At 70.8% G+C, this 17,646-nt stretch carries 16 protein-coding genes; 9 read left to right on the top strand and 7 right to left on the bottom strand.

Annotated features, from left to right (window positions below; genetic code table 11):
* Nucleotides 1-344 precede the first annotated feature (344 nt).
* The gene (locus ACIQRL_RS04705) at nt 345-719 is read left to right on the top strand and encodes a hypothetical protein (protein WP_401326969.1); all 375 of its coding nucleotides are present in this window, start codon (nt 345-347) and stop codon (nt 717-719) included.
* Here ACIQRL_RS04705 and ACIQRL_RS04700 read toward each other — a convergent pair.
* The 4 genes from ACIQRL_RS04700 to ACIQRL_RS04685 all read right to left on the bottom strand — a co-directional run bounded on the left by ACIQRL_RS04700 (nt 623) and on the right by ACIQRL_RS04685 (nt 3,779).
* Nucleotides 623-1,021: a hypothetical protein gene (locus ACIQRL_RS04700; protein ID WP_401328094.1), complete on the bottom strand. Its 399-nt coding sequence runs from the start codon at nt 1,019-1,021 to the stop codon at nt 623-625. The genes ACIQRL_RS04705 and ACIQRL_RS04700 overlap by 97 nt on opposite strands.
* A 402-nt stretch (nt 1,022-1,423) precedes the next feature.
* Nucleotides 1,424-2,269 (bottom strand): phosphatase PAP2 family protein, encoded by an 846-nt coding sequence (locus ACIQRL_RS04695; RefSeq protein ID WP_401326967.1) that lies wholly within the window; start codon nt 2,267-2,269, stop codon nt 1,424-1,426.
* Complete coding sequence (locus ACIQRL_RS04690; RefSeq protein ID WP_401326965.1) at nt 2,266-3,090, bottom strand: polyphosphate polymerase domain-containing protein; 825 nt, start codon at nt 3,088-3,090, stop codon at nt 2,266-2,268. The genes ACIQRL_RS04695 and ACIQRL_RS04690 overlap by 4 nt, the downstream gene beginning before the upstream one ends.
* Nucleotides 3,087-3,779, bottom strand: coding sequence for a DUF4956 domain-containing protein (locus tag ACIQRL_RS04685; protein ID WP_401326963.1), 693 nt, complete (start codon nt 3,777-3,779; stop codon nt 3,087-3,089). The genes ACIQRL_RS04690 and ACIQRL_RS04685 overlap by 4 nt, the downstream gene beginning before the upstream one ends.
* Before the next feature lie 234 nt (nt 3,780-4,013).
* On the opposite strand from ACIQRL_RS04685, the gene ACIQRL_RS04680 reads away from it, so the two are divergent.
* Both ACIQRL_RS04680 and ACIQRL_RS04675 read left to right on the top strand, forming a co-directional pair.
* Nucleotides 4,014-4,685, top strand: a complete 672-nt coding sequence (locus tag ACIQRL_RS04680) for a response regulator transcription factor (protein ID WP_401326961.1) — start codon at nt 4,014-4,016, stop codon at nt 4,683-4,685.
* Nucleotides 4,682-6,085: a sensor histidine kinase gene (locus tag ACIQRL_RS04675; protein WP_401326958.1), complete on the top strand. Its 1,404-nt coding sequence runs from the start codon at nt 4,682-4,684 to the stop codon at nt 6,083-6,085. Before ACIQRL_RS04680 ends, ACIQRL_RS04675 begins: the two co-directional genes overlap by 4 nt.
* A 5-nt stretch (nt 6,086-6,090) precedes the next feature.
* Here the strand turns inward: ACIQRL_RS04675 and ACIQRL_RS04670 are convergent, their stop codons facing one another.
* Entirely contained in the window at nt 6,091-7,278 is a 1,188-nt protein-coding gene (locus tag ACIQRL_RS04670; RefSeq protein ID WP_401326956.1) for an MFS transporter, read from the bottom strand.
* Between the two features lie 648 nt (nt 7,279-7,926).
* Between ACIQRL_RS04670 and ACIQRL_RS04665 the strand changes: the two genes are divergently transcribed.
* Both ACIQRL_RS04665 and ACIQRL_RS04660 read left to right on the top strand, forming a co-directional pair.
* Entirely contained in the window at nt 7,927-8,457 is a 531-nt protein-coding gene (locus ACIQRL_RS04665) for a carbonic anhydrase (protein WP_401326953.1), read from the top strand.
* A 183-nt stretch (nt 8,458-8,640) separates the two neighbouring features.
* The gene (locus tag ACIQRL_RS04660) at nt 8,641-9,630 is read left to right on the top strand and encodes an MBL fold metallo-hydrolase (protein ID WP_401326950.1); all 990 of its coding nucleotides are present in this window, start codon (nt 8,641-8,643) and stop codon (nt 9,628-9,630) included.
* A gap of 209 nt (nt 9,631-9,839) precedes the next feature.
* Here the strand turns inward: ACIQRL_RS04660 and ACIQRL_RS04655 are convergent, their stop codons facing one another.
* Entirely contained in the window at nt 9,840-10,310 is a 471-nt protein-coding gene (locus ACIQRL_RS04655; RefSeq protein ID WP_401326947.1) for a VOC family protein, read from the bottom strand.
* A gap of 1,365 nt (nt 10,311-11,675) precedes the next feature.
* Here ACIQRL_RS04655 and ACIQRL_RS04650 point away from each other — a divergent pair.
* Together ACIQRL_RS04650 and ACIQRL_RS04645 are read left to right on the top strand one after the other, a co-directional pair.
* Nucleotides 11,676-12,668: a phospholipase D-like domain-containing protein gene (locus ACIQRL_RS04650; RefSeq protein WP_401326944.1), complete on the top strand. Its 993-nt coding sequence runs from the start codon at nt 11,676-11,678 to the stop codon at nt 12,666-12,668.
* 487 nt (nt 12,669-13,155) lie between these two features.
* Nucleotides 13,156-13,590 carry a barstar family protein gene (locus tag ACIQRL_RS04645; RefSeq protein WP_401326942.1) on the top strand — a complete coding sequence of 145 codons (435 nt, stop codon included), beginning with the start codon at nt 13,156-13,158 and terminating at the stop codon, nt 13,588-13,590.
* A gap of 155 nt (nt 13,591-13,745) precedes the next feature.
* On the opposite strand, the gene ACIQRL_RS04640 is transcribed toward ACIQRL_RS04645, so the two are convergent.
* Nucleotides 13,746-14,510 (bottom strand): hypothetical protein, encoded by a 765-nt coding sequence (locus ACIQRL_RS04640; RefSeq protein WP_401326941.1) that lies wholly within the window; start codon nt 14,508-14,510, stop codon nt 13,746-13,748.
* Nucleotides 14,511-15,169: 659 nt separating this feature from the next.
* Here ACIQRL_RS04640 and ACIQRL_RS04635 point away from each other — a divergent pair.
* Nucleotides 15,170-16,312, top strand: coding sequence for a tetratricopeptide repeat protein (locus ACIQRL_RS04635; RefSeq protein WP_401326939.1), 1,143 nt, complete (start codon nt 15,170-15,172; stop codon nt 16,310-16,312).
* Between the two features lie 99 nt (nt 16,313-16,411).
* Nucleotides 16,412-17,608 carry a hypothetical protein gene (locus tag ACIQRL_RS04630; RefSeq protein WP_401328092.1) on the top strand — a complete coding sequence of 399 codons (1,197 nt, stop codon included), beginning with the start codon at nt 16,412-16,414 and terminating at the stop codon, nt 17,606-17,608.
* Nucleotides 17,609-17,646: the final 38 nt, after the last annotated feature.

The following is a 17,646-nucleotide window of genomic DNA, read 5'->3' as shown; positions in this document are numbered from 1 at the left end:
GCGAGTAAGCCGCTGGCCTTGACGCCGGGGAGTGCTTTGCGTGGCTGAGTTACGAGTTGCTCCAGTCATCAAGTGCCCGCACGAGCGCGGGCTGGCCCTTGGGCTCTGGCCCCTCTGCGCCTTCGGCGAGATCGAGTCGGGCGCCGGGAGCCCCTGCCTGGCCAGAATTGCCCTGATGATCACCCGCAAAGGCACCACGGCCGGGTTGGGCGAAAACGTGTACGTCGAACGGATGATCCTCTCGCGAAGCGTGTCAGGTTCTCCGAAGTGCTCGGATATGCCTATGGCAAGCTCACTCAAGAGGCGGCGAGCTTTCCCACCTGACCTAGCGAAAACAGAATTCTGTGCTCAAGAAGTCTCTCGTGGCCGCCGCGGCCGTCGCGATGGTGTTCGGAACGGCCGGGCTGGCGCAGGCCAACTCGGATCTGCACATCGTGCAGGGGGCTGAGGTCACGATTCCTCCGGCCACCGGCAGCTTCGCCGGCAACGCCGCGGCCACCGCCAGCTGCCCCGCCGGGGAAACGCTCACGGGTGGCGGAGCCAACGTGACATCCGGAAACGCCTACACCCAGAACTACAAGCTCGTCTCCAGCTTCCCGAATGGCAACCAGCAGTGGTGGGCCTACGCCACCAACATGGACCCCAACACCCCAGGCAAGCTCAGGGCGTACGCCATCTGCGCCAAGGTCGCCAACGTGGACGTGGTCACCGCCCCGTAAATGAGCGCACTCCATTGCCGCCCGGGCCCGTCAACGTCAGCGTTGGCGGGCTTCATCGGAGCCGTACAGGGATCACGTCGACGCCGAATCAGGAAGAGAGAGCGAGCCCTTGAAGCCGTGCCAAGGGCATCCTGGCGTGCACCGGTATCGAAACCTCGCCACTGCTCTGTGCTGTACTCCTGATCGAATTCGTCAGGAGCGACGGACCGGGTCCGTGATTCCGCCGGGCACGCGAGCGGCGCAGTATTCCATCCGGCGCATCCGGCCCCGGCCTGGTAGGCGCTTTCGTTGAAGGCGAGCACGGCGGCACGTGGATCGGCCTCGGCGCGGGCCGCGTCGTAGCGCAGTGGATCGAAGGGCCTGGGAATAGCGATGTCCACCCGGATGCCCAGAACCTCGGTGACCGGAGCGGGAGTGCACCGGAGATGACAGGGCCTTCGCGACCGTGTTCCGCGACACCCTGTCCGCTGGGCGAGCGCCCGGCCCGACACGGGAACCCGGTGTCGGGTTCCCGGTGACCGGGCCCGCGGTGGTTGTGCTGCGGGTGGGCGAGACCTTCGGCCCCTTTGCCGACGACGTATGTGCGTGTCGGCGGGGTCGAAGCCGCCGCATCTCTCCTCGCGCGGTCGTCAACGACGGCCCCGCTGGTGCTGGAAGGCCGGGCGGACCCGTGATGCCTGCCGCGCACGATCCCACCCGCTGCGTCAGGTTCCCTTGACCGCAGCCTCGTAGTCGCCGATCAGGTCTCCGAGCAGGGTGCCCGCGAGGATGTCGCTGGGGACGTGGCCTGCCATGTAGACGCGGGAGTAGACGACCTCGTCCTGCATCCACCGGTAGTCCTCGGTGCGGTGCGGGGCGAAGGTGCTGAGCAGGGTGACCGCGGCGGCGGAGCGGGCGGCGTGCCGGGAGGGGTAGGAGTACGGGCCCTTGGCGCCGGGGGTGATGTGCTTGTCGGGGCGCAGGCTCGGGTCGAGGACGAAGGGGGCGGGCTGCTTGTCCCGTGCGGCGAGCTGGTCGCTGACGGTCTTGGCCAGGCTCAGGGCCGACTTGAGCCGGGCCTTCTGGTCCGCGCCCTTGGCGGCGGGAACGAGCTCACGCTGGTCGTGCTGGTAGAGCTTCCAGATGTCCTTCTTGCCGTAGAGCTCCAGCCAGGTCGCGGCCTTCTTCCCGGCGGCGGTACGGGTCTTGGCGAGATCCTGGACCTGGTGGAGTTCGGCGGTGCGGGCCGTGGCCGAGGGAGCCGCGGGAATCTGCTGGGCGGCCCAGGAGACGAACGCCGTGTCGTCCCTTGTCGTCCCGTGCTGGGCCGTCCACTGGGCGAAGAGGGTGTCCGCCTTCGTGCGCTGCGCGGCGACCTGCTTGCCGAGAGGTGTGATCTCCACGTCTGCGAAAAGCGTGGGCGGTGGGTTCTGCCCGATGACAGCGGTCGACCCGGGTCCGCCGGTGACGACGGAGGCGAGCTGCGGACGGAGCAGGCCGATGGAGGCCACCGCGACGGCGATGACCGCGATCACGGCGTACGGCCACCTGATGTTGCGCAAGACGCTCATGCGGCGTGGGTCCCTTCGAGGAGCGGGCCCGGCGTGGTCTGCGGGCCGGTGCGGAAGCGGGTGCGGGCGAGGCGGCGTACGTCGTTGTCGGGGAGGCCCGGGGTGAGCAGGGCCTGGCCGACGAGGTACTTGCTCAGAGAGACCGGCCGGACGCCGAGGTCCAGAAGCATGCGGTCGGCGGGGGCCGGACGGACGCCACCCTTGGTCTCGACGAGAACGAAGTCCGGGTCGAGGGCGGCCGAGCGGTCACCGTCGTGGCACGTGAGGACGCCGTCGAGGGTGACGCGGGTGCCGTGGTCGAGGTCGGCGAGCGCGGCGCGGACGTAGCGGATCTCCGTGGTGGCGACGAGGTCGGCGGCGCGGACGGGGATCGATGATCCGGCGAGCACCTCGTCCAGGAACCCCGCTGCCTGGACACTCAGCCGGCCGTACTCCGCTGCCGGGGCACGGAGCGCGTGTTTGACCGTCGCGCCGCGGCCGTCCTTGGTCTTGACCTCCACCCGGCACAGCCCGTCCTCCGCGTACAGACGGGTACGCACCTTCCAGCGGCGGCGGCGCCCCTGGACATGGGCGCGCCACGCGCCGAGCTGAGGGGTGTCGAAATAGGTGCTGTGGTAGCTGGTCGTACGGCGGCCGTCGAGGTCCAGGACCCGGTGACCGTCGGCCAACCGCTCGACCAGGCGGCGGGCGAGGCCGAGGGGGACCAGGTACTTGCGGTCGGTGCGGTGTTGCAGGGCCGCGGCCGCGTCGACCTCGGCGAGTGTCGCTCCGCGCGGCGCGAAAAGCCCGAGCGCGCCGGCGAAGGAAGCCGCTGGGGTCACTGGATGCTCCCGGCTTCCTGGGCCACCGGTACGTCGGGTTCCGTGAGCGCGGAGATCTCGGTGGCCTGTGCGGGCTGCCCCGGGTCCACGGGGAAGCGGGCCGCGACCCGTGTCGTCTCGCGCACGTAGTCCACCTCGTCGACCTCCACCGCGAGGGGCACCCGGCCGAAGCGTGCCGCGACGTCCCACAGGATGTCGGCCTGGTCGGCGTAGGTCCGGTCGAGGGTGAGTTTGACGACGCGGGTCGGGTTGTACGTCCGCGGGTCGTCGACCAGCAGAACCGCCACCAGCACGACGATGTCCAGCGCGATGGCGAGCCAGCTCGCGCGCTGCGGCAGCCCGTTGCACAGCGCGATGACCAGAGCGGCGAAGGTGTAGGCGACATCCCGGAGGGTGAACGCCGCGCTGCGCAGCCGGACGAGGGAGAGGATGCCGAACAGGCCGAAGCCGACCCCGGTCGGGAACTTGCCCGCGCTGATCGCGCTCATCGCGGCGAACAGGCCGATGTTCAGGGCGGTCAGGACGAGCGGCATCTCCTGCGCGCTGCGGCGGCGCCGGTAGAGCCAGCCGACCAGGATCAGCAGGGCTATGACGTCGAGGGCGCCTCGCGTGATCAGGTCCATGGGGGCGATGTGGCTCGTGATCCCCTTGGCGGCGAGCAGCGATGCCACCGTGTGCGGCGCGTGCATGGCGGTTCCTTCCGCGCGGTGCGTCAAGCGGCGGACCCGTTTCGGTCCGCGGAGCACCGCGACGCGAGGAACGCTAGGGACGACGCATGAACAGACCATGAAGGCTTCCGAGCACCCGGCTCCTGGCGCCCGGCAGGGCCGGCCTCGCGCTCCCCGTGGGGTGATCTCGCTTCCGGTGCTGGGAAGTCCCGGGCCGGGTAAGGGATGGTCCCGCTCCCGGTTAGCCTGACCCGCATGCACTGCCTGGTCGTCGACGACGAGACCCGCCTCACCGATCTGGTCGTCCGCTACCTCAGCGAATCCGGCCACACCGCAGAGGGCCGCTACGACGGCCCCTCCGGCCTCGCCGCCGCGCGCGACCCCCGGCTCGACGCGGTGGTCCTGGACGTCATGCTCCCCGGTGTCGACGGCGTCGAGGTGTGCCGCTCCCTGCGAGGTGAGGGGATCGACGTCCCCGTGATCCTGCTCACCGCCCGCGGTGACGTGAGCGAGCGGGTCGCCGGACTCGACGCGGGCGCCGACGACTACGTGGTCAAGCCGTTCGCGATGGAGGAGCTGCTGGCCCGGCTGCGCGCGATATCGCGGCGCCGCCCCGATCCGGCCGGTCGCCTCCAGGCCGGCGATCTCGTCCTCGACCCCGAGCAGCAGCGGGCCTGGCGCGGTGATTGCGAGCTCGACCTGTCACGCCGGGAGTTCGACGTCCTGCGGGTGCTGATGGAGAACGCCGGCCGGGTCGTCTCGCGGCTCCAACTCCTCGACGAGGTCTGGGACGGCGAGACCGATCTGCGCAGCAACGCCATCGACGTCCATGTCTCCAAGGTCCGGGCCAAGGTCGATCGTGCCTTCGACCGTGCCACGATCACCACACTCCGCGGCCGGGGCTACCGCCTGGAGACCACCCCGTGACACGGCCGCCCGGACCGCTCCTCACCCGGTTCCAGCGGCTGCCCGTCGTCGGCCGTCTGGTGCTCGCCGTCGCACTCGCCATGACACTTGTCCTCACGGGCGCCGCGGGCCTGGTCTACTGGCGCGTCGAAACGGCGCTGGACAGTCAACTCGACGAGGATCTCGCCGCCTATCAGCAGACCCTCGACCGGGCCGTCCGCGACGGTCAGGAGCTGCCGGCCGGCCCGAACGGAAGTCTGAGCCAGGTCCTCGACACGGACGGCCGTGTGCTGCGCTCCAGCTCCGTCGTCCGCGATCAGCGACTGCTCACGCCGACCGAACGGGCCGCCGCCGCGCACGGAGCCGTCGTCCGGCGCGACATAGGCGCCCTGCTGCCCATCACCGACGGCACTCTGCGCCTGCGCGCGCAGCGCGTCACCGCCGGCGGACAGCCGCGCATCGTCATCGCGGCCGTCCAACGAGGCCACCGCGACGAAGCGCTGCGCGAGCTCCTCGCCCAGCTCGCCCTCGCTTCGGGGCTGACGCTGCTGGCAGCCTCGTACGTCGGCTACCGCACCGCCCGCGCCGCCCTGCGCCCGGTCGAGCGTTACCGGGTGGGTGCCGCGGCCCTCGCCGACGGCGCCGACGCGGCACCGGGACTGCGGCTGGAAGTGCCGACCGACCGCGACGACGAGATCACCCGGCTCGGGCACACCCTCAACCGGATGCTCGACCGACTGGCCGCCTCGGCCGCCCGCGAACACCAGTTCATCGCGGACGCCAGCCATGAGCTGCGCACCCCGCTCACTCTGATGCGCGCCGAACTCGACGTCGCCCTGCACCGGCCGCGTACCGCCGAGGAGCTGACCGAGACCCTGCACGCCGTCGACGCCGAGGCGCGCCGTCTGGTCACCCTCGCCAATGCCCTCCTCGACCTCGAGCAACTCGGCAGCGGGGAACGCATCCAACGCGTCCCGATCTCTCTCGACCGTCTCCTCGACGGCACCTGCGCGCAGTACCGGACGGCCGCGGAACGCGACGGCCGCGCCCTGACCGTCACGTACGACCACGCCACCGTGCGGGTCGACCCCCGCTGGCTGGAACCGGCCATGGGCACCCTCCTCGACAACGCCCTGCGCCACGGCCGCGGCGCGATCGTGGTGCGCGCCGAGACATACGACGGCGGGCTGTCCCTGTCGGTCCGCGACGAAGGACCTGGCTTCCCGCCGGACTTCCTGCCGCACGCCTTCGACCGCTTCAGCCGGGCCGAGGCGAGCCGCACCACGCCCGGTGCCGGCCTCGGCCTGGCGCTCGTGGCGGCGGTCGCGGCCTCACACGGCGGAACGGCCCGCGCCGAGAACGTCCCACCGCGAGCCACGGGAGCCACGGGAGCAGCCGTCACGCTCGACGTGCCCTGCTGAGCCGGTCAGCGGGGGGTACGCAGCCCGGCGGCTCGGCGTACGAGAGCGGCCGTGGGTGCGAGAGCGAGGACCACGGCCAGAGTCGCGTAACCGTGGTCGAGGGTCGTGAGCGTGGCGACGGCCGCGACGAGCAACGGGCCGCCCGCGTCGCCGAGTTCGCGGCCGAGCTCGGCGGCACCCATGGTCTGGCCGAGCCGCTCGGCGGGAGTCGAGGCGGCCAGAGCAGCGAAGCCGAGGGGGGTGATCAGGCCGGTTCCGGTGCCGATCAGGGCCGCGCCGGACAGCACCCCCGGCACGCCCGGCAGGGTCGCGCAGCCCAAACCCGCGGCGGCGAGCAGCAACCCGGCCAAGATGCCGCCGCGCGCGGTGAGGCGCCCGGCGTCCAGTGCGCGTCCGGCCCGGGGCTGGACGACGGCGGCACAGGCCGCGAGCACCGACACGGCCGCGCCGGTCGCGACCGTGCCCAGACCGGCCGCCCGGCCCGAGACGGGCAGGAAGCCCACACCGACGGAGAGCGCGGCGGTCGCGGCGGCCAACGCAGCGGTCGGACGCAGGAAATCCGGGTGTGTCAGTCGCCTGGCAAGGTCGAACACGGTCTGCCGGGCCTTCGGCAGCGGCGGCACCACCGGAACGGCGAGCGCCGCCCACACGGCGACCACCGCGCCCAGTACCGCCAGGACCGTGAACAACAGCCGTAGCCCGTCGGCCCACACGAGCACTCCGCCCAGCAGCGGGCCGAGGGTGTAGCCGACGGACTTGTAGAAGCCGTAACTGCCGAAAGCCCTGCCTTGCTTCGCCGCAGGGTTGAGCCGGGAGACCAGCGCGGAGGCCGAGGGCGAGAAGGCGGACGCGGCGGCGCCCTGACCGAGGCGCGCCGCCCACAGCAATCCGGGGCTGTCCGCCAGCGCGTACACGGCGGAGGCGGCGGCGAACGCGACGAGCCCGCCGAGCAGGACCGGGCGCGCCCCGACACGGTCCGCGAGCGTGCCGAAGACCGGTTTGAGCAGCACTTCGGCGCCGTCGTACAGGGCGAGCAGACCGCCGAGCACCATCAGCGAGGTGACCGCGCCGCTCCCGTGGCCGCCGAGGTTCGCGGCGATGCCGTGGGCGCCGAACGCGGTCGTGAATCCGGCCGCGTACAACGGCCACATCTGACGCGGCGGGGCCACCCGGGGGTCGGGAGTGTCGGTCATGGACTCCGATCCGGTGTCTCGCGCGGGGCATGGAAAGGCTGCTCCGCACAGTCTTCACGAGCGGTCGTGCACACCATGGGGGGCTCGCTAGCCTCGCTCATCTCAGCCACTTCCGGTATGCCGTGTTGAGTATCCGGCGGGCACTGCCCGAGAGCGGGTGTGAGGTCGTCCGCACGGTAAAGGCCGCGGCCGAGCGGTCACTCTCACTGACGTGAGCGGGGCACTCGATCGGGTGATCGAGGCGTTCGGCGGGGGGCGAGGACGAGGTGACCGCTGCGCCGGCTGCGGCCGGCGTTTCCGTCCCTCGCCCGCCGGAGTCGTCGGTACCCTCTCGGACGCCGCTGCCGGGACCTGAGGCTTCGGCGCACATCGTTTCCGAGGTGGAGCGGGTCCGAGGTCCGTATCGGGCTGTACGTGACGGTGTGGCCGCGAGTCCCCTTTCCTGACCGGGAAGGGGGCTCGCCGGCTGAATCGTCCTCGACGCCGATTCGCCTGGCGGATCACGGAAGGCGTTGACCTGCGTGACCACGATGTGCCGCAAAGTCGAGTGGCACGGGAGGCGGCGGCGGGCCAGGATTGACGGCAATCGGAGGTCGCCGTCGGCGTCATCGGGGTCCAGGCTCAGAGCGGCAAGGGGTTACCGTCACAGTGATCGACACGGACGAACTAGCCAAGCGGAACGCCGGGTTCGCCGACGGCGGATCATTCGCCGACCTGAAGCTCATGCCCAGTGGCAGCCTGACGGTCATCGGATGCGTCGACCCTCGTGTCGACCCGTCCGACGTGCTCGGGCTCAAGCTCGGCGAGGCAGCGGTGATCCGCAACGTCGGAGGGCGGGTGACGCCGGAGACACTCCGGACGCTGGAGATGCTGGCGAATGTCGTCCAGGCCCGCACGGGCGGCCCTCGCCCGGGTGACGTCCACTATGCGGTCCTGCACCACACCGACTGCGGGATCACGGACCTGGCCGCGTACCCCGAGCTGCTGGCCGATTACTTCGAAGTTCCGGCCGGGGACCTGGACGCCAAGGCGGTCACCGATCCGGTCTCCGCCGTCCGCGTCGACGTCGAAATCCTCAAGCGGAAGCTTCCGGCCGGAGTCTTCGTCTCAGGGCTCGTGTACTACGTGGCCACCGGGCTCATCGACGTCGTCGTCCCGCCCGCGCGAGTGGAAGCATGACACCGCGCGGCGCCTGCGGCCGGCGCGACCGCCGTGGGCCTGCGGCTTGTACCGGGATCTGCTTCCCCGGCCGGTCGTATCGGCGGGGAGGCGCTTTCTAGCATGTGCGACGATCACGGGCACTCGGGGGCCGCGGCGGCGTGGTCGGCGCCTCGCGTCGCGGAGGGACCGGCTGTTGACCCGGTGACGCTGCCCGAGGTCGACGAGGTCAGGGTCACGACGATGGTCGACAACACCTTCGACGCCCTGCTGGCCTCTGCCGAAGGCGTCACCCGGGCGTCGATGGGTGCCGGGCGGACCGCCGCGCGACAGTTCGCCGGCGGCGAGGCCCTCGCGGGGCTGCGTGCCGAGCATGGCTTCTCCGCCCTGGTCACCGTCCGAAGTGGGAACGTGAGCAGCACGCTGCTGTTCGATACCGGCGCGTCGCCGGACGGGCTGGCGGTGAACGCCGAGCGTCTTGGCATCGATGCCGGCAGCCTGCAGGGCGTCGTACTCAGCCATGGACACTTCGACCACGCGGGCGGCTTCGACGGCCTGGCCCGGCTGCGCGGGCGCTCCGGCCTGCCGCTGACGGTCCACCCCGCGGTCTGGACCCGCCGCCGCCTGGAACTACCCGCCGGCCAGGGTCTGGAGATGCCCACGCTGTCACGGGGTGCCCTGGAACGCGAAGGGTTCGAGGTGATCGAGCGGCGGCAGCCGTCGCTGCTGGCAGGCGGCATTCTGATCACCGGCGAGGTGGACCGCGTCACCGAGTTCGAGCACGGCATGCCGCAGGCACACCAGGCCTGGGACGGGAACGGCTGGCGACACGACCCCACCGTCATCGACGATCAGGCACTCGTCATCAACGTGCGCGGCCGGGGACTTGTCGTCATCACCGGGTGCGGCCACGCCGGAGTGGTCAACATCATCCGGCACGCCATGAGGCTGACCGGCATCAGCGAACTGCTGGCCCTCATCGGCGGCTTCCACCTGACCGGCCCCGCCTTCGAACCGGTCATCGGCCCGACAGTGGCCGCGCTCACCGAACTCGCACCCGAGCTGATCGTCCCGGGTCACTGCACCGGCTGGCGCGCCCAGCACACCCTCGCCGCAGCCCTCCCGGACGCATGGGTGCAGACCAGCGTCGGAACCACCTACACACTCAGCGCCCCACAGGCGGGTGATGCCTGATCCCGGCTCAGCAGTGCCGGCTCAACCGATGCAACAGGAAGTGCGGCGCCGACGGTACGCGAACGGGCTGAGACGCCGGCGGGGTGAGCGAGGGGGAGGTGGTGGCTGTGGTCGTCGTTTCGTCCCCTCGCCCGGCGCCGCCGGCGTCTTCCACCCTGTCCGGGAGGGGCGCTCGGCCGCACGGCGGCGCACGTGCGGGACGCGGTGGGTCAGGCCGGGGTGTTGGCGTCCGGCATGGAGGCCGCGAACGCTTCGGGGCCCTGCTCCGCCGCCGCCGGGTCCATCCACATGACCTGCCAGCCGTGGCCGTCGAGGTCGAAGAAGCTGCGTGAGTACATGAAGCCGTAGTCCTCGGCGCCGTCCGCCTCGGTGCCGCCGGCCGCGAGCGCGGTGGCGCTGACCGCGTCGACCTCGTCGCGGGACGACACGCTGAAGCAGTACAGCGCCAGCGTGTGCGTGGTGGGATCGGCCATCGGCAGCTTCGAGAACTCCGCGAACTTCTCGCGGCTGAGCAGCATGACGAAAGCGTGCTCGCCGACCAGCATGCAGGCGGCGCTCTCGTCGGTGAACTTCGGGTTGAAGCTGAACCCGAGCTCAGCGAAGAACGCCTTGCTGCGCTCGAGGTCCGCTACGGGCATGTTCACGAACAGCATGCGGCCGGCGTGTGCGGGATGGGTCATGGTGGGTCTCCAGTCGGCAGCTCGGTGGCGTACGTCCTGGTAGACCGGCGCAGTCGGCGGAACTCATCGGTGGGTCTCGGCAGGGTCGCGGTCGCAGCGTTGATCAAGTCCGCAGTCACAGGTCAGAGACCCGGTCCTTCACTTCTTCGGCTGCTGGTGGAGTGGCCCGTCCGTCGACACACAGCGTTCAGATCGGCCCCACCGGCAAGAAGCTGCCGCCTCTGACTCTGACGGTCAGGAACACCACGTCGGCACCGAGCGGTCACAGCCACAGACGTGGACGGGGCATTCGATCGGTGAGCGACGCTCTGCCCGATGGGCGCTCTGCCGGGGGGCGAGCGAGGATGGGGTCGCCGCCGCGGCGGCTGCGGAAGGCGCTTCGTGTTCTCGCCTTCGCGCGCCGCCGGCCGGCCTCGTCCCGCACTGCGCTGCCGGGCCCTGGAGGCGCCTCAGGGACCGTCTCCCGGGGCAGCAGGCAATGGCGGGCGCGCCGCCCGTCCAGGAGGTCTCACAGGTGACCTGCGGGCGGGGGCGTGTGTCAGCGGCGGCGCAGCATCATGACGACAGCGACGACGACGATGATGAGGACGACGGTACCCAGGCCTATGTACACGGGTTTCTCTTTCCTTCGGGGAGCGGTACCCATTGGTGCCGCACAGAGCGAGTGCCCCGATCGGAGCTTTTCAGCCGGGCGAGGTGAATCCTGTCCCGCCGTCGACGGCTGCGACTCGCCGCCCGGGCTGTCCGCGCGTGTCGTTCTCGGGACTGACCGCGGGTGCTTTTCTCCTCCCGATTGCGACACTGACCTGCAGGAAGTCGATCTGGCTGTCTTGGGGCCGGATCAGGTTCAGGACAGGACGGACGCGTGGCGGGCGGGGTCGACTTCGCCGGGGGACTGAGGGCAGACGGCCTTCCCGCCGCGCCGTCGGATCCGTTGCGCGTGGCGGCGGTGGAGGAGACCGCGCCGCTGGACACCGGACCGGAGGAGGTCGTCGAGGACCTGGCGGTGCCGGCGGCCAGGGGTGACCGGGGTGGGACGCGTGTTCGTCACCCTGGTGGACGCGAACCGCTCGGGGGCGCGGTGGTGGAGGGTTCCTGCCGTACCGCGCCCGTGTCGCGGCGCTGAGGCCGGGCCCTTCCGGGGGCGGCTCGCGTACCTCTCAGGGCTCGCTACGAAGATTTTGCGATCGCGCGGGGATCGCATGAACCGCTTTCCATCTGCGCGGAGTCCTCTTTGTCCGACCGTACGGCGGACCGGTAACTGCGCGTTCACTCATCTTCTCTTCCTCGGCAGTCTACGCGCGTGGTGTCATGCACACGCCCACCATCCCCCCGGGTGGGCGTCAACTCGACTAGGAGTCACGCATGTTGTGGAAGGTCTTCGGCCGCGCCGGTGTCACGCTGGCAGCGGGCGCCGCCGTGCTCGCCACTGCCATCCCCGCCAACGCCGCGAGCTACACGGCGTTCGCCTTCTCGCAGAGCAGCAGCCAGCCCACGATCTACGGCTTCATCAACTCGGCCACCACGTCGCTCGACATGACCATGTACGAGCTTGAGGACACCACGGCCGTCAACGACCTCATAGCCCTGGAGAACAAGGGCGTCACGGTGCGGGTGATCCTGGACAGCGCGCACAAGTCCGCCAACCAGTCGGCGTACAACTCCCTGACGAGCGCGGGCGCGGGAGTGGCCTGGTCGTCGTCCACCTTCGTCTACACCCACCAGAAGACCGTCACGGTGGACGGCACGAAGTCGCTGATCCTCACCGGCAACCTCACCTCCCAGTACTACCCGACCGGGCGTGACTACGGCGTCTTCGACGACGACAGCCGCGACGTCGCCGCGATCGAGAAGGTCTTCAACGCGGACTACGCCGGCACCGCGATCACCCCGACCGACGGCGATCATCTGCTCTGGTCGCCCACCGACTCCCGCGGCCGCCTGGTGTCCGTGATCAACAGTGCCACCAAGACGCTCGACGTCGAGGAACTGGAGTTCAGCGACAGCACGGTGGTCAACGCCATCGTGGCCAGGGCGAAGGCGGGCGTCGCCGTACGGGTGGTCCTGGAGAGCCCGTCCAGCTACTCCACCCAGGTGTCCGCGATCAAGGCCGCCGGCGGCACCGTCGTCGGATACTCCGACCCCAACGGGTTCTACATCCACGCAAAGGCGATGGTCGCCGACTACGGCCTGTCCACCCAGGAGGTGGAGGCGGGTTCCATGAACATCAGCAGCAACTCGCTGAGCAACAATCGGGAACTGGGCCTCATCCTCACGGGCACCGGCGTGGCCCAGTCCGTCGCCACCACCGTCGAGACCACCTTCAACAGCGACTACGCGGGCGGCACCACTGCCTAGAACCTGTTGGGAAGGCCCGCTGATGATGACGCGGACCGAACCCGGCGGCCGAGGACGCGGTCGTGTGCGCCCGCGTTCCCGCCGTTCCGGCGGGCTCAACTCGGTCCGGACGTACGGTAAGTCGGATGCTCGACGCGCCGACCGCCGTTAGTGTGGGCGTCGTTCAGGTGCGCAGGCTGCGGCTACTTCTCCTTGTACAGAGAACAACGCGGGTTCGAATCCCGTCGCCGGCCCCGGCCGGTGTCGTCCAGCGGCCCAGGACGTCACGTCGCCGCCGCCGACTCCGATCTCTGAACACCCGGACACAAGCCGTCCACCACGAAAGATCCTGGTGGGCGGCTTCGTCGTGCCGGACAGTGCGCTCGGCCCCCGGCCGTTCCCTGTTCGTGGGCGGACAGCCGGATCGCGATCAAGCCGCGTGTGGTGTACTCATCCGGCGATCATCACAAGACTGCGTGCGGGGGACTTGGTGAGTACCGAGGACGAGATGCTTGACGCTTGGGTGGACGTCGAGGAACGGCTGCCCTGGCTGCCGCTCGACCCCTATTTCGTGGGTGAGGAACGGCACGGCCTCCTGGTGGAGGAACTGGAACGGTCGGGCTTCTCCGTACTGGAGATCGACCTGGCGACGGTTCGTGAGGAGCGGCAGCTCAAGGCCGCGCTGGGCCGGGCGTTGGTCAGGCCGCAGGAGTACGCCGACAACTGGGACGCGCTCCGCGACCTCCTTCAGCAGCGCGGTGAGGACCGTCCGTGGCTCATCGCCATGGTGTTCACGGCGGCCCACTCGTTCCTGCGCGCGGACGTGCACGGTTTCGTGCGGTCCGTGACGGTGCTGCACAGCCTGGCCGAGGAACTGTCGAACATCGACGAACCGTACGGCCAACTGGAGCTGTTCTACGTGGGGGACTGGACCGAGGACTGACCGGGCGCGGCTGTCCCGACCGCCGTCCGTCGCGCGGGGTGTCCTAGGGGTCGGGTGCCGACCCGTCGGACACCCCTTTCGCCTGGCGGTCGTCCGGCCGGTTCAGATACGGGGTGTACGGGCCGCACGGGAAGCCGGTGGCGGCGAGCCGATGGTCATACGCCGCCGTTGAGGGCGTCGGGCGTCGGCTGCCGGGCGACCAGGATCCAGGGCTTGGGATGGCCCGTACGGTCGGCACAGTTCAGGGTCGCGGGGTGGGTGGTGGTGAACGCGACGCAGGCGGCTTCCCAGATCTGGCCCGTGGTGGTCATGACGTCGAACTTGACACGCTTCACCGTGGTGTTCCGGTTGTGCGCGTTGACGGACACGTCGCAGGGCAGGCCGGCCGTGCCGCCCGCGGGATAGTCGGGACGGCCGGTGAGGTCGGTCCACAGGAAGTCCTGCTTCTCGCCGGTCCGCTGGTCACGGATGCCCGCGTACGTCCTTCCGCCGCTGAGCGCGACACGGATCTCGAAATCCTCCGAGGCCTGATCGGCGTCGAGGGCGACACAGGGTCCCGTCGGGCCCGTCGCGCCGGTTTCCCCCTGCGGGCCGGTGGCTCCGATGGCGCCGGTCTCTCCCTGAGGCCCGATGGGCCCGGTCGCGCCGGTGGCGCCCCGCGGACCCCGCGGTCCTCTGCACCCCCTGCTGTCGGCGGACTCGCCCGGGAGGGCCTGGACCTCGTGGTGGCGCGGCCTGCACCGGTCGGCACCGCCCGCCGCCGATGTCGTGCGATCGGACACGCTTCGGGTCGCCGGGGTCGCGGGGCCGACCACTCCCGACGCCGTCACCAGCGCCAGCGAGGCGACCACGCCAGCCCTTTTGAACCGGCCGCGGCCCGGTGGGCCCAGCAAGCGGGCGGTCCTGGACTCAGGATTCATGCGGGGGTGCTCCTTGGATCGATCGGTGGGGAATTCCCCGAAGCCGATCGCGAGCTTGACCCGCCGACGCCGGTCGGACAGGCGCATTCCGCCGAAACGCGCCCTATACATCATCAAATCAGACTAATTGGAGGCGGCCTGGTGGTGCAATTGCCCGCCATTGGTTCGAAGTTGGACTTACTGCGGCCAATCGGGTGCTGTTCGGCTCGGTGTTCTTCGGGCTGAAGCACCGAGTCCGACGAGGGGTGTCCGAGGGGTTCCGGTCGGGGCCGTGGGGCCTGTGGGGCCGTGGGGCCGGTGACTCCAGGGTCGCCCTGGAGCCCGGTGGCTCCGGTCGGGTGCGCCGGACCTGTCGGGCCCTTGCATGCGTCCTTGCCGCCGGAGGTCTTGCCCGGGAGGGCCCGGTACGCGCCGTGGCGATGGTGGCGGGGAATTCCCTGGAACCGATCGCGAGCTTGACCCGCCGATGAAGAACGGATCATCACGCTCCGTCGACGCGCCCATGGATCATCGAATCAGCGCAATTACGGGTGCCCTGATGGGGCAATTACCTGCTATTGGTACGAAGTTGGAGGTGCTTTCGGCCAATCGGGCGCTGTTCGGCTCCGGGACCCGCGCCCTGCGATCCCGGGCGCCCGGCCTGTGCCACATTGGCCGCCGTGAAGCCGCAGACCATCTGCCTCTGCATGATCGTCAAGAACGAGTCGCGGGTCATCGAACGCTGCCTCGGCTCGGTCCGCCACCTGATCGACACATGGGTGATCTCCGACACCGGCTCGACGGACGGCACCCAGGACCTGATCCGCACGGCACTCGCCGGCATCCCGGGCGAACTCCGCGAGGACGCCTGGGTCGACTTCGGCCACAACCGCACCCGGAACATCCAGTACGCCCGCGGCAAGGCCGACTTCCTCCTCACCATCGACGCGGACCACGTCCTGCGCCAGGACGCCCCGCTGCCCCGGCTGACGGCGACCTCGTACATGCTGCGCTACGACACTCCGGGCACCCAGCACCGCTTCAAGCACCTGATGCGCGGCGACAGGACATGGCGCTACGAGGGCGTCACCCACGAGTACCCGTGCACCGACGAGCCCGACGTCCAGGCGAACCTGGACGCGCTGGTGATCGAGGACCACGCCGACGGCGGCTGCCGCGCCGACAAGTTCGAACGCGACGCCCGCCTGCTGCGGGGCGAGCTGGAGCGCGACCCCGCCAACACCCGCACGGTCTTCTACCTCGCCAACACCGAACGCGACCTCGGGCACGCCGAGGAGGCGATCGCGCTGTACGAACGGCGCGCGGCGATGGGCGGCTGGCCGGAGGAGGTCTACTGCTCGCTGCTGGAGGCCGGTCTCCTCAAGGCCGACAGGGCCGGGGACTGGCCGGGGGCGATGGACGCCTTCTCCCGTGCCTGGGAGGCGCGTCCGCAACGGCTCGAAGCCTGCTACGAACTGGCCTCCCGGCTGCGGGTCCAGGGCCGTCACCACACGGCACACGCCCTGCTCGGCGCCGCCCTCGACCGGCCCGAACCCGACGACCTGCTCTTCACCAGGGGCTGGGTGTACCGCTGGGGTCTGCTCTTCGAGTACTCGATCACCGCGTACTGGGTGGGCGACCACGCCGGCTCGGTCCAGGCCTGCGACCGGCTGCTGGCCCTGCCCGACCTGCCCGAGGCCATCCGGCGCCAGACCGGCATCAACCGCGAGTTCTCGGTCCAGCGCCTCTCCACCGTCCCGGCCCCGGCCTCCGTCCCCGGCAGGCCGAAGGCGTCCCGCGCGGGCAGGCCAGCCAAGAGGTGAGGCGGTGGGATCCGCGGAGGTGACGGGCGGTCGGCACATCGGGGTGCCGATGTGCCGATGTGTCGCATCCATCGCGGCGGCCGCTGCGTCTACGCGGGTATGGATCTGGAAAAGCCGTCCGCCGGCCGGCCCGCCACACAGCCCGCGGGATGTCTTGCCGTGGCGATCCGCGTTCCGGTGCGGATCGTGGTGCTCGTCCTCGTCGTGCCGGTACGGATGGCGTGGGACGCGCTCGTCGTCGGCGGAAGGCTTCTTCGGGACACCCTGCTGCGGCCACTGGGGCGAGCGCTCGGGAGGGCGCTCGGCTGGGTGGCGCGGGCGCTGTTCCTCTGGCCCTGGGTGGCGCTGTGGCGCTACGTCGTCCTGCCGGTCGGCGGAGCGCTGGCCCGGCTCGGGCAGGTGCTGCTCGTCGTGCCCGCCGTGTGGCTGTACCGCACGGTCCTGACCCCGCTCGGTCACGCCGTCGCCTGGGCGGCCCGGGGGACCGGCGCCGGGTTCGCCCTGCTGTTCGCGGGTGTCGCGGCCGTGGTCACCTGGATCGCCGCCGGTGTCGTGACCGTGCTCGACCGGGTCTACGTACGGCTGCTCACGCCTGCCGGACGATGCGTCGGCCGGCTCCTGAAGGCTGTCGGGCCGGTCCTCGCGGCCGTCGGGGTCGGGGCGTACACCGCCGTGGCCTGGCTGGCACGGTACCTCCTCGTCGTACCGGCCCTGTGGCTCCACGCCCGGGTCCTCACGCCCGTCGGCCGGGTGATCGCCCTGCTGGCCGGAGGGATGGCGTGGACCGTACGGACGGTCTTCGTGGGTATCGGGGGCGCGCTCCACTGGACGGCGCGCGTCCTGCTGGTGCTGCCCGCGCTCGCGGTGTGGCGCTGGATCCTGGTCCCGGTCGGGCGCGTCCTCGCCGTCGTCGCCCGGGAGATCGGCGAGGCCCTCGGGCACGCGTGGCGGGTCGCCGGCCACATCTCGCTCGCCGTCGGACGTTTCCTCGCGCGCCTCTTCCGGTGGACCGTCGTGGAACCGGCGCGCTGGGCCTACCGGACCGTGCTCACGCCGGCCGGGCACGTCGTGCGCGACCTGGTGCTGAAGCCCGCGGCCGAGATGGCGCGCGGCGTCCGGCGGGCGACCCGGCAGGCGCTGGACGCCGCCCGGGACAGCGCCCGGCAGGCCCGCGCCGACTTCCGGCGGATGCTCTTCGGGGCGCCCCCGGAGCCACGGCCGGTCGCCCGGCGGGAACCAGCGGGCGGTGAGACACGTACTCTAGGTAGCAGTACGACCGCACTCATGAAGGACTGAGCGACACTGGGCAAGCGACAGCCCGAAGGCCCGCCGCC

Origin of the sequence: Streptomyces sp. NPDC091209 (assembly GCF_044757755.1) — a bacterium.
Lineage (GTDB): Bacteria > Actinomycetota > Actinomycetes > Streptomycetales > Streptomycetaceae > Streptomyces.
Note: the sequence above shows the minus strand (reverse complement) of the source record. Positions and strands in the feature narration are given on the sequence as shown.

Coding starts and splice junctions, on each gene's coding strand:
- ACIQRL_RS04630 (WP_401328092.1), top strand. CDS start 16,412: ATGGATCTGGAAAAGCCGTCCGCCGGCCGGCCCGCCACACAGCCCGCG.
- ACIQRL_RS04670 (WP_401326956.1), bottom strand. CDS start 7,278: ATGACCGACACTCCCGACCCCCGGGTGGCCCCGCCGCGTCAGATGTGG.
- ACIQRL_RS04650 (WP_401326944.1), top strand. CDS start 11,676: ATGTTGTGGAAGGTCTTCGGCCGCGCCGGTGTCACGCTGGCAGCGGGC.
- ACIQRL_RS04645 (WP_401326942.1), top strand. CDS start 13,156: ATGCTTGACGCTTGGGTGGACGTCGAGGAACGGCTGCCCTGGCTGCCG.
- ACIQRL_RS04680 (WP_401326961.1), top strand. CDS start 4,014: ATGCACTGCCTGGTCGTCGACGACGAGACCCGCCTCACCGATCTGGTC.
- ACIQRL_RS04655 (WP_401326947.1), bottom strand. CDS start 10,310: ATGACCCATCCCGCACACGCCGGCCGCATGCTGTTCGTGAACATGCCC.
- ACIQRL_RS04685 (WP_401326963.1), bottom strand. CDS start 3,779: ATGCACGCGCCGCACACGGTGGCATCGCTGCTCGCCGCCAAGGGGATC.
- ACIQRL_RS04640 (WP_401326941.1), bottom strand. CDS start 14,510: ATGAATCCTGAGTCCAGGACCGCCCGCTTGCTGGGCCCACCGGGCCGC.
- ACIQRL_RS04695 (WP_401326967.1), bottom strand. CDS start 2,269: ATGAGCGTCTTGCGCAACATCAGGTGGCCGTACGCCGTGATCGCGGTC.